Genomic DNA, 14,682 nt, shown 5'->3' with positions numbered 1-14,682 from the left:
TGTCACTCCGCGCATTGGATATGTCCGCATGCCTGTTTGCACCGTTGCGCCGCCGCCTGCATATCGTCGATCAGGTTGCAGGCATAGACCCGCGCGTAATTCTCCATTGCGTTGCGGCAGGTTCGCGTCTTGAAGGTGAGAGGAACCGTATTGCTCACCCCGCTCGCGCAGGTGATCCGCACTTTTTCGGTCGTGTAGCCGCCTGCTGCCGGAGTCGGTGTCTGGCCGGCGTTCGCCGTCGTGGTGGCCGCTGGTCCTGGGCGTTTGGAAGCGACCAGATCGTTCAGCTGGGTGGTCTGTCCCTTGCTGAGCACGTCACTCGCAAACGCGCTGCCGATCTGGATCATATCGCCGGTCGGGATGTCGGCGAAAGCGAGGCCTCCGGCGCCGAGCCCGAGCGCGAGGAGCTGACCGAAGGAGAAGCCGCTCGCCGCCGCGGCGCGGTCCTCGGCCTGCCGTTTGCGGATCATCGCTTTCGTCCGCTCCACGGCGGCCTTGTTGTCCCGTTCGAACTGGGCCAGCCACTCCGGGTCCGCATGGCTCCAGGCCAGTGGTTTCGTCGAGGACTGTTCGGCCTTGAAGATGCCAGTTCTCAGGCTGCCGTCGCGGAGCATTTCCGTCCCGACAAGGATATAGGTCCCTTCCGACGTAACCTCCGTTGCCGCCTGTCTTCGTTCCGAGCGAGGATCGAAGAAGAAATAGAAAGTCCCCGCATAGCGATCCTGCAGACGGTTCACGAACAGTCCTGCGTCGAAGGCCCATTGCTGCAGGCGTCCGGTCGCCGGGGAAACGACTTTCCGGTACCGCCCGACATAGATGGACTGCGCGATGAAGGAGACACCTGTCTTCGTCTCAGGTCCGTCGGCGCGCAGTTCGTGGGTATGCTGGCGCTCGATCCGAGGCGCCATCTTCTGGCTGGTCTGGCGGACCTTCTCCAGGGCATCGGGACTCAGTTGATAGATCTCCTGGGCGTTTGCGGCGGAGACCGGAAACCAGAGCAGGGCGAGAGCGATAAGGGCTCGTATGATCACGGTTCGGGGCACTCCATGCGCTCGACCTTCTTGCCGTCCTCGAAACAGGTGAAGTTGGGCGCGGGCCAGATTGCCGGACCGTGCAGGACCAGATCCGACTGGCGCCGGAAATAGGTCCAGATGACGCGGTCTCCGTCCAGATAGCTTTCGTAGCGCAGGCTGCCCGCCTGCTTGCGCCGGGTCAGGGTTTCGTACTTGAAGTATCCCGGCAACGCGGCGATCTGGAAGCTGGTCCCCGGACCGGTCTCGCGGTTCTCTTCGTAGAAACCGTAATCGAAAATCGTGAGTCCGGTCGCCGGGTATCCGGTGTCCTTCTCCAGAAATCCATTGTCGTTCAGATAGCTGAGGAAAGTCGTCGCCGTCTCGGCCCGGCGGCACTCGCCGTTGCGGATGGAGCCGCGATATTGGCAAGTTTCCCTAAGCTTCACCTCGAAGATGCGAAAGATGCGATTGCCGAACTGGCCCCTGGGCTGGATAGCCACAAAACTGGCGACGACGGTCGCCGGACCCTCGATCATTCCATCGGAGCAGCTGCCGTCCAGTACCCGGATCTCGTGCCGGTCGAATATCGGGAGCACCGTCTCCACGTCCCAGCTCTGCTTTGAAAGCACATAGCCCGGGATATTCCAGCTGATGTCGCGAATGAAGGAGCCCTCGACAAATTCCTTTTGCTGCTCCCGGCTCATGCCGCATTCGATGCCGGTTTGCCCGTCGGCGAAAAAACCTGCCGGATCCCGCTCAAGTCGCGCCCGGTCTTCATCGAATTGGCTGCGATAGGCTGCGAAATCGGGTGTGTTGAGAGGCGGGAAATTGCCCGCAATCGCATCGGCCGGAAGATTGAAGAAGCACGATAAAGCGACGGCAAAGAGGGCGATGAGCACGCACCTCTTGCGTTTCCGTTCCGGTAGGGGAAGAGACAAGCAGGAAACTCCGGACGCTGACTGGGAGGCAAAAAGGATCGCCGATCTTGCGGTCAGTCGAGAATGGGGGCAAGCCTTTGCGCGATGGAAAATGCGTAGTCGCAACGAAACGCCCACCCGTCTGGCCGGAAGGGGGGCTCGATCCAGAGGCAAGCGGCAGGGGCTGCGGATTCGGGCACCTTCTGACATTTCGTCGCAGCGCCCTATCTCTTCTTCCGGGCTATCTGTTCCGAGGCGACTGCAGGAGGGGAAGCGGTGTGTTCTTAAACCTGATACCTGGTCGTCTGCCCGTCCTGCTGCTGGCGTTTGCACTCGTTCCAATGCTCGCGTCGCCGTTACCGGCGGGCACGATGGATCCCGAGGCATATCTTGCCCGGGAACTCGCATCGCACCGCCTCGTGCTGCTCGGCGAAAAGCACGACAATCCCGAGCATCATCGGATCCAGGCGCGTCTGCTCGCGCAGATGGTCGATCTCGGGCGCCGGCCGGCACTGGTGTGGGAAATGGTCCCGCGCGGCAAGCAACCCGCCATCGATGATCTGGCGGCCGGCGGCAATGCCGATCCGGACCGGTTCGCCGACGCCGTCGGCTGGGCGGAATCCGGATGGCCGGACTGGAAATATTACCGGCCGATAGCCGAAGTCGCGCTGGCGGCCGGATTGCCGATGGTCGCCGGAAATATCGACCGCGGGACGGTCAGGCAACTGGCGAGTGATCCCGAAAGCGCCGATAAGGACCTGATGGACGCGCTCCGCCTGAACGACCCCTTACCTGAAGCGGTCAGGGATGCGGTTGAAGAAGAGGTCTATCGGGGGCATTGCGAGCTGGTGCCGCGCGACCGGCTGGAGCCGATGATCCGGGTTCAGGTCGCCAGGGACGCGAGCCTTGCGGAAGCGATGGTCCGCGCCGCGGCGATGGCGGACGGCGCGGTGCTGATCGCCGGCGGACAACATGCGCGCCGGGATATCGGTGCCGGCTATCACCTGATCCGCCGGTTCGGTGCGCTGGAAGTCGCATCGCTGGCGCTGCTCGAGCGCGATGCCGATAACCCTGCCATCCCCGATGCCGCGCTCTCCCGGAAGTTCGATTTCGTCTGGTTCACGGAGCAGGCGCAGCCCGACCGGGACTATTGTGCCGAACTGGCAGCCAGGTTCGGAAAGCACAAATAGAAACCGCGCCACCGGCGGACCGGCAGCGCGGCTCGGAATTTCGGGACGCCGCGGTTACTTCGCGGTCTCGGCCTTCAGGTAGGCGATCACGTTCTCGATATCGTCCTCTTTCTTGAGGCCGGCAAAGGACATCTTGGTGCCTTTGATATAGGTCTTCGGGGATTTCAGATATTCGCTCATGGTCTCCTCGGTCCAGACGAGACCCTCTTCGCCCTTTTCCGTCATTGCCTTGGAATATTTGAAGCTTTCGACGGCGCCGGCCTTGCGCCCGAAGATCCCGACAAGGTGCGGGCCGACCCGGTTCTTTTCCTGGTCAGCGACGTGGCAGGCCTTGCACTTGTTGAAGACCTTCTTGCCCTGGTCCGCGTCGCCGGAGGCGAGGGCCGGGCTGGCGATCAGGGTCAGGACGGCGGCGGCATAGGCGGCTTTGCGCAACATTTCTCTCTCCACAGTTTCTGGCCGGTGGCTCGGTAACGGACGGGATATAGGCAGGCTTTCACACTCAGCCCAGTCGGCGAACTGTCGCACCGCTTTCCGATGCCGACGTTGCATACACTTGCCGATATGACTGGCCGCGTAAAGCCGTGACCGTGTCCTAGATGTGCCGATCAGCCAGGGTCATGTGATTGTCGAAGGCGAGGCCGGCAAAACGGCGCGCACCGTGTTCGGCGATCGTTCCGTCCGGTCCGGCCACACGGGTCAGCAGGCGGCCGAAACCGGTGGAGAAGCGGAAGGCGCCGGGGTGGGAGTCGGTGGCGATTCCGGCGCTGTCCCGGACCGTGTTGAGCATCATCAGCTTGCCGTCCGGGATGGACCAGATCGCGATCCTGTCTCCGCGGGGGAAGGTGCTGGCGCCGAACCGGCCGGAGCCGTCGATCGCCACATCTGCGCAGTAACCCTGCAATTGCGGCGTCAGTGTTTCCGGCGCATCGAACAGAGTGCATGTGCCGTCGGGCCCGACATGTCCGACCAGCGGCGGCGCATCGGTCTTGGCACCCTGATACTGCATGCCGAAAAGCACGCTGCCGTCGGGACCGGAATCGAGATGGCGGATGCTGTTCTTGTGCAGCTCGGAAGGCAGCTCGATCCGGCGGATGAAGGTGCCGTCACGTGCGTCGACGAAGGTCAGGTTCGGCTTCATGTCAGCGATGTTCAGCTTTGCCCGTCCGCTGTCCGGATGGGTGAGGATGCCGCCATTTGCAATCGCCATGACGGTACCGCCCGGCAGCAGCGTCAGATCGTGCGGACCGATGCCGAAACTGTCCCATTCGCCGGCGCGCCGGTATCCGTCGCGGCAGTCCCAGATGCCGATCACGCCGCGGCCGCGATCGAAGTCGTTCTCCGTCGTGAAGAGCAGTTTCCCGTCCGGCGAGAAGCCGGCATGACCGTAGAAATGGCGGCCTTCAGGTGCATTGACGAATTCGCGGAGCGTCCCTGTCGCGATATCCACCGCCAGCATGAAGCGCCCCGGGCGGCGGGCCATGTGCACGGCCGTTTTGCCGTCGGGCGAGAGCGTCGTGGCGTGGCCACGTCCCGGAAGCGGCAGTTCGAAGGTGATTTCCCCGTTCTCGGTGCAGCCGACGAGGACAAAGCTTCCGTCGCTCCTGCGGGCTGCGGAAATCAGCAGGCCATCGTCGCCGCTGCCTGCGGTCAGCGGCTTGGCGAACAGCGCCGTCGCACCCGAAGCGGCGAGGCCTGCGAGGAAATTGCGGCGCGTAATCATGACGTCAGTCTCCGTCCCGGCTGTTGAAACCGGGCGAGATATCGAGCGCGACGGCAAGATCGGTCCCGGCGAGGGCGGCAAGTTCCTTGAGCCCGGCGCGGATGGTCTGCAGCTTCTCGCGGCCCTCGGTCGAGCCGAAAGCGTCGTAGAGCGGCATTCCGATCGTCGAAATATCCTTCGCAATCCGGGTGAAGAGTACCTTGATCCGGTCCGCGAGGGCGTCTTCCCCGCCGGTTCGGAGGGCGGCATCGAAACCGCCGTTCAGGTAGAGGTCCTCGATCCCGCTGACCGACGCCGCCAGGATCTCGCGCGAGAGACCGCTGCGCCAGGCCTCGGCGAGTTTCGGCCGCGCGGTCTCGACAGTCGAGCCGAGAGGATGGCCGAGCCGGGTGTCGCGGTTCGCCTCGATTTCTCCAAGAAGGCTCTGCAGCAGATCGACCGGAACCTGATAGGTTTCGCTATAGGGACCGGTGCCGGTGCCGGCCTCGGCGATCAGATGGGCATAGCCGTCGTTCGGGTTCCAGTTGGTGATAAGCTCCGCGGAGATCGTGGCCAGGTTCCGGGCGATCGCGCGGGTCAGCGCACAGCGAAAAGCCCCGTTGGCACCGGCATAGCCGTCATGGCCCTCGGCCAGCAATCTCTCCAGCGCGGGAAGTCCCTGGATCGCGACGCTGGTGGCGGTGAAGCGCTCCGGGGACAACGCAGCACTGTCGGCGTCGGCGAGGGTGCGGCTGAGCTGCTTGCCGATCTTGTTGCGCGTGTCCGGCCAGAACTGGATCCGGTAGGCTCGGTCGAGATAGGTGATCGGGCCGAACTGGATGTGACGAATGCCGGCCCAGCTGAGCCAGAAATCGCGAAAGGCCCGGTCGAGCGCGAAAAAGGCCGCAGCATCCGGGTCCGCGCAATAGGCGTCCGCGTCGCCGGCGAGCGTGGCACCGGTTTCGGCGAGGTGCTTGTAGCGCGGAAGAATATGGTTGGTGACGCTGGCCGCGGCGATGGCCGTGTAATTCGTCTCGGCATCCTGGGCGCGTGCGCCGTCCGGTTGCGGAAAGAAGGCCATCGAGAGGGCGATGGCCGCTGAAGCTGCGATGCGTATCATTTCTTCCTCCTCTTCAGAGGGAATTCAGGAAACGCAGCAGATGCTCGCGCTCCTGCTTGGTGAGGGCGGTCACCCGGTCGCGGGCGGCCGCGGCCTCGCCGCCGTGCCAGAGGATGGCCTCCAGCAGGTTCCGTGCGCGTCCATCATGCAGGAAATAGGTATGACCGTTGACGGTCTCGGTAAGGCCGATGCCCCAGAGCGGCGGCGTGCGCCATTCCCGTCCGTCCGCGTTTCCGTCGGTGCGGTTGTCGGCGAGACCGTCGCCCATGTCGTGCAGCAGCATGTCCGTATAGGGCCAGATCAGCTGGAAGGATTGTTCCGGGCGCAAGGGATCGCGCGGTGTCACATATTTCGGGCGGTGGCAGGCAATGCAACCGGCCTCGTAGAAGATCTTCTTGCCGGCCAGCACCGACGGATCTCCGACATCGCGCCGTGCGGGGACTGAAAGATTGCGGCTGTAGAAGGTCACCAGATCGAGCAGGTGGTCATTCACCTCGACGTCGCCGGCCTCGGCATCGCCGCCATGCGGGGCACCGAGGCAGACCGGCTGCGCCTTCGTGCAGTCGCCGGCATTGGCGGGATGGAGGCTCGAGGAAATGCCGATGTCGCCGGAAAAGGCGCCGGAGACCTGATCCTTCAGGGTCGGCTCGTTGGCCTTCCAGCCGAAGCGGCCGAGCATGATCTGCCGGTGCATCGCACTCATGACCCGGTTCGGCCGTCCGGATATCCCGTCTCCGTCCCGGTCCTCGGGATCGGCCCAGCTCAGGATATCCTTTTCGGAAAGCGCTTCCAGAAGGCCGAGGCCGATCATCGGCGTGGCGATGCGGGCCGACATCATGAGGTCGTCGCGGAGCGCTCCGAAGGCAGGATCCGCAAGCGTGACCGTGGGTTTGCGGAGCTCGACGACCGTGCCGTCGTCCAGCGCAATCGGCAAGGTTTCGTAACGGATCTCGACCCGCGCCTCGGCATTCTGGCCGGGGACCGCGAAAGGTTGCAGCTGACCGCCATAGACCGGGTCGGGGATCGAGTGGGCCGCCCCGGTCTCCAGAAGTGTCCGCTCCGCGTCGTTCTGCGGCGGAACGCTCAGCCGGATCAGCAGAGCGACGGAATCCGCTTGGGCGCCTTCCGGTGGCGCGCCTCTGCCGTCCTTCAGGTGGCAGCGCTGGCAGGAGCGCGCATTGTAGAGCGGGCCGAGGCCGTCGGAGGATTTCGTGCTGGCGGGTGAGCTCACCCACATTTTCTTGAAGATGCCGTCGCCGAGCTCGAAATAGAGCCGGCGGTCGAAGGCCATATTGGTCGAGGGATGGGAAAAGACGTCGCCATTGACCCGCTTCCGGTGGGTCGTCGCGCCGCCCTGCATGGACTCATATTTCTCGGCGGAGGAGAAATCCGTTGTCGGTGCTGTCACGCGCGCGACCCGCTCCGCGTCGCTCGCGGCGGCGTTCCCGTAAGCGCCGCCGGCGCCGGCGAGCAGCGCGGTCAGCAGCAGGATCTTTCTGTTCAACATGTGCCAGTTCTATCGCAAGAACATGGGCCGTTCCATTGCAAGGGAACGGGACCTTTTAACGCAGTCCGGTCATCTCCCGGAATAAAAGAGGGGGCGGCGTGAGCCGCCCCCTAGTGGGAGAGATATGCTGGTGTCGCACCCGCTTACTGAAAGACAGCTCCCGGGTTGTCGAGACTGTCGGAGCCTTCGAACTCGAGGGCAGACAGACCGAGCGCTGCGACGACACGCTCGATCGACTTGGTTTGCGCGGTAAGGGCGTCGACGGCGGCTTGAACGATCTCGTTCCCGCGCGCGTTTCCTTCCGCGAGCATCTGGTCATAACGGTGTCCCTTCTCGGCTTCGTCCGAGAGGACCGTCATCTTGTTCATGGTGGCGTCCAGGGCGGCGCGCAGCTCGTCGTCGGCAGCCTTGTCCTTGGCGGCGACCAGGGCGGACAGGCTCGCGCCTTTCACGACCGCGCCGTTGGTCCGCTTGTACTCGCCGAGATAGACGTTCCGGATTCCCAGCGCGTCGTTGTAGTGCGAGCGGTGGGTGTTATCGCTGAAGCAATCATGCTCTTCCTCGGGATCGTGGAGCATGAGGCCGAGTTTCATCCGTTCGCCGGCGAGTTCGCCGTAGGAGAGGCTGCCCATGCCGGTCAGGATCGTCGCGATGCCCTTGTCCGCATCGCCCTCGAGGAGGCCGGTGCGCGCGGCGCCGCCGTCGGCCCACTGGGCCGACATCCACTCAAGCTCATCCACCAGCATGTCGGTGGCGACGGCGAGATAGGCGGCGCGGCGCGCGCAATTGCCGTTGGTGCAGTTGTCCGTATCGAAATCGCTGGCCTTGCGGTCTCCTGCGCCCGGATCGGTGCCGTTCAGGTCCTGGCCCCAGAGCAGGAACTCGATCGCATGGTAGCCGGTCGAGACATTTGCCTCGATCTCATCGATCTCGTGCAGCGACTCGACCAGTGCCCGGTCGATGGTCTTGGCATCGATGGTCTTGCCGCCGATCGTCACGGCCGGGTTCGCGATCACGTTCGCGGTGTAGTACGGGTTCGCGTCCGACTCGGAACCGTAATAGTCGGTCTTCACGTAGTCGATCAGGCCTTCGTCGAGCGGCCAGGCGTTCACCTTGCCCTCCCAGTCGTCGACGATCGCGTTGCCGAACCGGTAGGCTTCGGTCTGCTGGTAAGGCTCGCGCGCGGCAATCCAGGCGGTGCGCGCCACGGCCAGATTGGCCTCGGTCGGCGCGGCAAGCAGCGTGGAAATCGCACTGCGGAGAGACTGAACGCCCGCGAGAGAGTCGGCATAGCCCGCAGCGGCGATATCCGCATAGGTTGCGAGCACTGCTTTCTTGGAGCCGCTCTCGTCGGCGCTGGCCGGCAGACCGGTCAGGACGCCGGCGACCGTCGCTGCCGCGATCACCAACTGTGCAAAAATCGTGGTCTTCATATCTCTCGCCTTGATTTGTCCGACCGGTCGGAGCCGTCGGTTCCGGTGTCGATGAGAGAACCTTATTGAAAGTCATTCTCAATTGCAATAGCTAATCAGATACTAAATTGGTCTTCTTTAAATATTAATAATTTCAGTTGGTTGAATGGAGTTTATGGATTAGGTCGACGGAAGTTCGTCAGGGATAGCTTCGAGGACAAGGGAGGCGTAAACGTCGGATTCCAATATCAGCTTCTGAAGCTCCAGATGCGCGAGCTCGATCTTTACGCGGAGGCCCTCATCGTTCTGGGAAATCCGTTCGCAGGCGATACAGGTCTTCGTTCCCGCGAGACGGAAATAGATGCGGGATGAATCAAAAACGGGCAGTGCGCCGACGATATGCATGCCGATGAGCGAGATGTCCTGCACCGCTACAGGCCAGCTTTCCTTGAAGTCCGGCAACGTCGAGATCGTCGCCGTCAGCGATGTCTCGCGACGATTGAAGCTGCGGCGTTCCGGTTGGCCTTCTGGCGCGGGTGATGTGATTGAAGATGCGATTGTCCGGTCCTCGTCAGATAATGCCGGTGCAGTTTTCTATTCTGGCATGTTCCCAGATCGTGTCGACCTGAACCGAGTCGCTGAAAATCGCGCCATCGATCTTGGCACGGCTGAAATTGGTGCCGTGAAGGCCGGCGCCGTTGAACATGACCGGTATCGTCTTGCCAGTCCGCTGGTGTTTCGCATTGAAGATCTCTGCGACTTCGAGACGCGCGCCCATGAACTTCGTTTCCCGCAGATCCGCGTTGGAGAACACTGTGCCGCGGAGGGCCGCACCGATGAAGCTTGCACGAACCAGGCTGGCGCCGGAGAAATTGGCGAGCATCAATTCGGACTGGTCGAATGTCGCGCCGTCCAGTTTGGCACCGGAAAACGTCGCGCCGCGTAGATCGCAACCGGTCAGCTCGATGTTGCGAAGATCCATGCCGCTGAAATCGGCCCTGTCCCCGACCTCGCCGTTGGAGACGATCCACTTGCTGTGCAAGCCAATCATCTCCGCGATGTTGCTAGGGAGGTCGGCGCTATTCTCCAGCGTGATCGCGCCGTCGAGATTGGTATTGTGCAATTTGGCTTTCGACAGGTCGACATTGCGCAGATTGGCTCCGGACAGGTCGCAGTGTGAAAGGTTGGTGCCGACAACTGAAGCGCCGGCAAGTATGACCCCGCGCAGCTTGGACCCTGAAAGGTCGGCCCCGTCCAAGGTGGCGCCGGCGAGGTTGACCGCGTGCATGTCGTCGTCAGTGAACATCGTGCCGATGGCGCGAACATTCGTGAGATTGGCGTCCTGAAGGTCGGCTCCGCGTAGATCGACGTCGCTCATGTTGGCGCCGTCCAGATTTGTGCTCGTGGTGCCGCCATTGCTCTTGCCGGACCAGCGGACGATCTGGCCGGGCCGCATGTCTGCTTCCAGCAGGGAGGCGCCGGTCAGGTCGGCCATCGTGAAGTTCGCGCCGCGGAGATCCGCCTTGGTGAAGATCGCGCCCTTCAGGTCTGCCCAGGCGAAATTGGAACCGTAGAGATCGGATTTGCTGAAGTCGGTGCGCCCGCACGAGCTCTCGGTGAAATCAGCGCAGGGAATGACCGCCTGCGTCAGGGACATGTAGTCGAAGCGGCATTTCGAGACGTCGAGGTCGTTGTGATTGAGCCGAATCCCGCCCGGTCGCCCGGCGATATATGCGTGGTGCGACTTGATCGAGGCCATAACCTCTTCGGGGATGGGGCGATGCTCGGATATCTCAAATGCCACGGTCATGCAGACACTCGAAGTTTCAATACTTGCCGCGCGCGGCGCGAATGCACGTGACGGTGGAACTCCCGGAATTTGCAAAATCGTGCGTCCGGCGAATGCTACAGGACGCATTTTCTGTTCAGGTTCAAGGTAGTTTCCGGCCGCCTTAGTATGGCTTAGGTTATGGGGCAATCCTTTACACTTGGTGAACGCGTATGCAGGAGACCGTGAGATCGCAGCTGACCGTCGGACGCAGGGACGACCTGCGCCTTTCCTTGAATCAGCTTCTCTTCGGTCTGTCGCAGTTCGGCTCGAATGCGGTCGTGGCCTGGCGTCCGTCAGGCAAGGGCCTTGAGATCGTCCTGCTGCCGAAGACCCGCCTCTTTCAGCTGAAGGAGCCGGAGGAACGGATATTCGAGGGACCGCGTTACTGCACGGACGAGGAATTCAAGCTCATCGTGAGTTTTCTGGGCGTGCAGCCTACGGAAATACGGCTGGATTTCCCGATCGGCGGTAGCGGAAACGGGCTGTCGCACGACGATGTCGAATCCGTCATTTCCAGATATTCGATCGGATTCGCCCGCTTCCGTATGGTTTTTCTGATCGATGTCGTCGGATTCTCGAAATACAGCCCGGAAGAACAGGCGAATCATCTGTCAACGCTGCAATTCTGTCTTTCGCTCGCCGAGGCGACCCTGCATCAGAAAGGGCTGCCGATGGTCATGGGGCGCTCGACGACAGGCGACGGGTATTACGTCTGGAACCTCGAGACCGGCATCGAGGAGGATATCAGCCTCTTTGTGCTGATGAGCCTGTTCTCGCTCTACTACAAGAGCCTGCAGCGGGAGATGGCCGACAAGATGCCGCTGCCGGACCTCAGATTGGCACTCAGCGGCGGCAGCCATTACGTATTCTACGAGCCGAGCCCGAAATATGTCGCGCGGCACGAATATATCGTCGGCGACGTCACCATCAATGTCGCCCGCCTCATCGGCAAGGCACGCACGGATCAGATCCTGGTGGGCGACTGCGCGAACCTCACCCTGGGCTCAGACGTCTGGACAGCGCACCGCTATGTCATGGCAGCAAACAAAGTATTGGATGGCTTCAGAGGCTTTAACGTTTTCGGCGACCGGGTCGAGGAAATCAGGTTCTACCTCACCGGGCCGAAGGACGAAGCCCGGTTCCGCAATCAGAAGATCAAGATCGTGGACAAGCACGGTTTCGAGCACATCTGCTACAACGCCAAGGTCAATACCCACATGAAGGAAGCGAAATCGATTTTCGCCGGGTTGCAGCATCAGGATCTGCGGAGTTCGCCGAAGAGCTGAGGCGCGCTGCGCCTTATTTGACGATGCTTTCCATGTCGACGCCGTCAAATTTGACGTTGTTCAGGTTTGCCGCGCTCATGTCGGTCTTGCGCACCTTGCCGGTCCGCTTGCCGTCGGCCCCGAAAATCGGCATGGCGCCGACATGGGCGTTGGAAAGGTCCGCTCCGCTCAGGAATGCGCCTTTCAGATTGGTGCCGAACATCAGCGCTCCGGAGAGCGTGGCATTCATCAGATTGCACTTCTCAAGATCCGCCAGCACCAGGTTGGCGAAAGACAGATCGGCATCGCTCAGATCGCAGGAATAGAGCGATACGCCAGTCAGGTTCTGGCGCCGCAACTTCAATTTACGCAGCGACATCGATTTGATGATCGCGCGGGTTCCCCGTTCGCCGTTTGACTGCAGCCATTCGAAATGCTGGGCCAGCGCGATCCGCAATTCCTGGGGCAGGGATTTGAAATCCCCGGTGGTGTCGAGGTCGATGCTGAGTTTGACGTTGTTGATCTCGTCGAAGACGTGCGAGTCCGTCTCTGCCCTGGCGAGAGCATCCTCGCTGACCATGCTGTTGGCGAGGCGCGCGCCCTTCAGGATCGTGCGCTCGAGCTTGGCGTCGGTCAGGCGGGTGTCCGAAAGATCGGCATCCTCGAGATTGGCGCCGGTGAGGTCCACTCCGGACAGGTCGGATCCGAAAAGCTCGGCACCCTTCAGATTTGCTTCCCGCAGGCTGGCGCCACTCAGATCCACGTTGGAGAACTTGGCCCGTTGACCGCGGGCGAAATCCATCAGGCAGGCACTGAGATCGCTCTGCTCCATGCCGATCGTTTCACCCGGCGAGTCTCCGAGGACCAGGCCGCCGCGGAAATCCGCATCCTCGAGATCGGCGTGGGACAGGTCGGCATTCTTCAGGTTGACGCCGCGCAGGATCGTGCGTTTCAGCTTGGCCCGCTTCAGGTTCGCGCCCTGCAGTTTTGCGCCGAACAGATCGGACTCGCTCAGGTCGGCGCCTTCCATCTGGGCGTTCTGTAGACCGGTTCCGACCAGAATGGCGCGCGGGAGCAATGCGTTCTTAAGGTCGATGCCGGCAAGATCCAGGCGCGACAGATCGCACTGCTTGCCGCCGGGTTTGCGCTGCAGCCACTTCTTGTGCTCTGAAAGGAATGTGCCCATGAATTTCTGGGCGTCTTCCTGCAGAAGATGCTGGTCAATCGACCGTGACACTATAGGTTCCCCCAAACCCACGTCCTATTCCAGACTTACTGGAAGCACTGGAAGTGAAGTGCGCGGCATGGTGATCATGAGCATATTTTATATCAGATCGCATATGATAATGAACCAAGTAGACAAAATTGGCGGTGCGATTCATCACGTAACGGATAACCTGTGACTGGTTGAGAGTCGTTTTGAGTGCGGCTTTGTGAGAAAAATCAGTCGGGTTTCTGGGTTGTTGAGGCGGAGTAGGTTGTAATGAATATAAGAGAGATCAGCGAGCAATATGCGGTTGATGGTCAGGTATTTCCTTCAGATATGCAAGCTATAGCTGATCGAGGCTTTAAATTCGTGATCAACAACCGGCCGGACGGCGAGGAGCCGGGACAGGCTTCTGAAGCCGATCTGAGGTCCGCTGCCGAAGCCGCCGGGCTGTCGTACCGGTTTATTCCGATGACCATGCCGACGCTCACCCCCGAACTGGTGGCAGAGCATAACGCGGCGATCGAGTCGGCCGATGGACCCGTCTTTGCGTTCTGCCGCAGCGGGACCAGGTCGACGATCCTCTGGGCGCTTGCCAAGGTTTGTTTTCATGGCAAGTCGATCGCCGAGGTTTCTTCGGCCGCCGCGGCACAAGGATACGACCTTTCCGGTTTCGTGCCGCTTCTCGAGGGGTACCGGACGGAATTTGGCCGCTGAAGAGAATCCACGCCTGAACGAGTTTCTGATCAATATCCGTTAAAGGTGCAGAAATAAATTCTCTGCACCAAATAGGTTTGTATTTTCTTTGTTTTTCAATGCGAAAAGAGTTTGAGTTAAATTAAAATGAAATGATAGATTCGTGTTTGGACCGGAGCGAGCTAATGCTGGCTCTCCTGCATCGCGTTTGGGGCGTGTTGCGTTGCGGAATAGCACGGAATCTGTATTGGGGAACGGCGTTCTCGGTCGCGCGTTCGACTATTGGACTCGCATCGGCAACGGGGCGGCGATGCCAATGCGCCGCGATCTGGACCCGATGGATATGGGGCCGGCGCTGCTTCCTCACAGTCTGCTGACGGATGTTGATCTCGCGGTCGGGAACGTGCGCCACAGGGTGGTCGGAACGAGCGTGGCCGAGAGTTTCGGCCGGGACATTACAGGCATAGACCTCTCCGAGGTTCTGCGGGGAAGCTACTACGACTTCATCCACGGCCTCTTCATGCTCACCTGCAAACGGAGACTTCCGGTCTTCTCGCACAGCCAGTTTCGCTGGGACGAAGGGCGTATGCTGCGGACGTCCCGCCTGATGATGCCGCTTTCCCGCGACGGCAGGAACGCTGACATGGCTTTTATGGTGCAGGTTTTCGAGCACGAAATGCCGCCCGCCTTGCCGCATGTCCAGATTTTCGAGGACGGCTCGTGGCTTGACATCTCCGAGCAATACGCATTTTTCGCCGTTGATGCGCCGGTGCTTTAGGCACTACTGAGTAACCTACTTGTCATGTCGGTATGCTATCCGCA

General features: G+C 61.3%; 14 protein-coding genes. 4 read left to right on the top strand and 10 right to left on the bottom strand.

Annotated features, from left to right (window positions below; all coding sequences use genetic code 11):
- Nucleotides 1-2: 2 nt before the first annotated feature.
- Both JJ959_RS16280 and JJ959_RS16275 read right to left on the bottom strand, forming a co-directional pair.
- Nucleotides 3-1,031 (bottom strand): hypothetical protein, encoded by a 1,029-nt coding sequence (locus tag JJ959_RS16280; protein WP_292885795.1) that lies wholly within the window; start codon nucleotides 1,029-1,031, stop codon nucleotides 3-5.
- Nucleotides 1,028-1,912 carry a hypothetical protein gene (locus tag JJ959_RS16275; protein ID WP_292885792.1) on the bottom strand — a complete coding sequence of 295 codons (885 nt, stop codon included), beginning with the start codon at nucleotides 1,910-1,912 and terminating at the stop codon, nucleotides 1,028-1,030. The genes JJ959_RS16280 and JJ959_RS16275 overlap by 4 nt, the downstream gene beginning before the upstream one ends.
- A 389-nt stretch (nucleotides 1,913-2,301) precedes the next feature.
- On the opposite strand from JJ959_RS16275, the gene JJ959_RS16270 reads away from it, so the two are divergent.
- On the top strand, nucleotides 2,302-3,120 hold the full coding sequence (locus tag JJ959_RS16270) for a ChaN family lipoprotein (RefSeq protein ID WP_292885789.1): 819 nt from the start codon (nucleotides 2,302-2,304) through the stop codon (nucleotides 3,118-3,120).
- 54 nt (nucleotides 3,121-3,174) lie between these two features.
- Here the strand turns inward: JJ959_RS16270 and JJ959_RS16265 are convergent, their stop codons facing one another.
- From JJ959_RS16265 to JJ959_RS16235, 7 genes are all read right to left on the bottom strand, one after another.
- The gene (locus JJ959_RS16265) at nucleotides 3,175-3,558 is read right to left on the bottom strand and encodes a cytochrome c family protein (protein ID WP_292885786.1); all 384 of its coding nucleotides are present in this window, start codon (nucleotides 3,556-3,558) and stop codon (nucleotides 3,175-3,177) included.
- A gap of 157 nt (nucleotides 3,559-3,715) precedes the next feature.
- A complete protein-coding gene (locus JJ959_RS16260; RefSeq protein WP_292885783.1) occupies nucleotides 3,716-4,843 on the bottom strand; it encodes a DUF1513 domain-containing protein in 1,128 nt (375 codons plus the stop codon).
- Nucleotides 4,844-4,847: 4 nt separating this feature from the next.
- Entirely contained in the window at nucleotides 4,848-5,942 is a 1,095-nt protein-coding gene (locus JJ959_RS16255; protein WP_292885780.1) for an imelysin family protein, read from the bottom strand.
- A 13-nt stretch (nucleotides 5,943-5,955) separates the two neighbouring features.
- Complete coding sequence (locus JJ959_RS16250) at nucleotides 5,956-7,449, bottom strand: di-heme oxidoredictase family protein (RefSeq protein WP_292885777.1); 1,494 nt, start codon at nucleotides 7,447-7,449, stop codon at nucleotides 5,956-5,958.
- A gap of 143 nt (nucleotides 7,450-7,592) precedes the next feature.
- Nucleotides 7,593-8,882: an imelysin family protein gene (locus tag JJ959_RS16245; RefSeq protein ID WP_292885774.1), complete on the bottom strand. Its 1,290-nt coding sequence runs from the start codon at nucleotides 8,880-8,882 to the stop codon at nucleotides 7,593-7,595.
- A 159-nt stretch (nucleotides 8,883-9,041) separates the two neighbouring features.
- On the bottom strand, nucleotides 9,042-9,323 hold the full coding sequence (locus JJ959_RS16240) for a hypothetical protein (protein ID WP_292885771.1): 282 nt from the start codon (nucleotides 9,321-9,323) through the stop codon (nucleotides 9,042-9,044).
- A 109-nt stretch (nucleotides 9,324-9,432) separates the two neighbouring features.
- Complete coding sequence (locus JJ959_RS16235) at nucleotides 9,433-10,839, bottom strand: pentapeptide repeat-containing protein (protein WP_292885768.1); 1,407 nt, start codon at nucleotides 10,837-10,839, stop codon at nucleotides 9,433-9,435.
- Nucleotides 10,840-10,862: 23 nt separating this feature from the next.
- Here JJ959_RS16235 and JJ959_RS16230 point away from each other — a divergent pair, with 23 nt between their 5' ends.
- Complete coding sequence (locus JJ959_RS16230) at nucleotides 10,863-11,978, top strand: hypothetical protein (RefSeq protein WP_292885765.1); 1,116 nt, start codon at nucleotides 10,863-10,865, stop codon at nucleotides 11,976-11,978.
- Between the two features lie 13 nt (nucleotides 11,979-11,991).
- On the opposite strand, the gene JJ959_RS16225 is transcribed toward JJ959_RS16230, so the two are convergent.
- Entirely contained in the window at nucleotides 11,992-13,194 is a 1,203-nt protein-coding gene (locus JJ959_RS16225; RefSeq protein ID WP_292885762.1) for a pentapeptide repeat-containing protein, read from the bottom strand.
- A 246-nt stretch (nucleotides 13,195-13,440) separates the two neighbouring features.
- Between JJ959_RS16225 and JJ959_RS16220 the strand changes: the two genes are divergently transcribed.
- Together JJ959_RS16220 and JJ959_RS16215 are read left to right on the top strand one after the other, a co-directional pair.
- Nucleotides 13,441-13,881, top strand: a complete 441-nt coding sequence (locus JJ959_RS16220; RefSeq protein WP_292885759.1) for a TIGR01244 family sulfur transferase — start codon at nucleotides 13,441-13,443, stop codon at nucleotides 13,879-13,881.
- A gap of 142 nt (nucleotides 13,882-14,023) precedes the next feature.
- A complete protein-coding gene (locus JJ959_RS16215; protein WP_292885757.1) occupies nucleotides 14,024-14,638 on the top strand; it encodes a PAS domain-containing protein in 615 nt (204 codons plus the stop codon).
- Nucleotides 14,639-14,682 lie beyond the last annotated feature (44 nt).

This window comes from Nisaea sp., assembly GCF_017640745.1.
Classification (GTDB): Bacteria; Pseudomonadota; Alphaproteobacteria; order Thalassobaculales; family Thalassobaculaceae; genus Nisaea.
The sequence above is the reverse complement of the archived record's forward strand: the minus strand, read 5'-3'. Positions and strand labels throughout refer to the sequence as shown.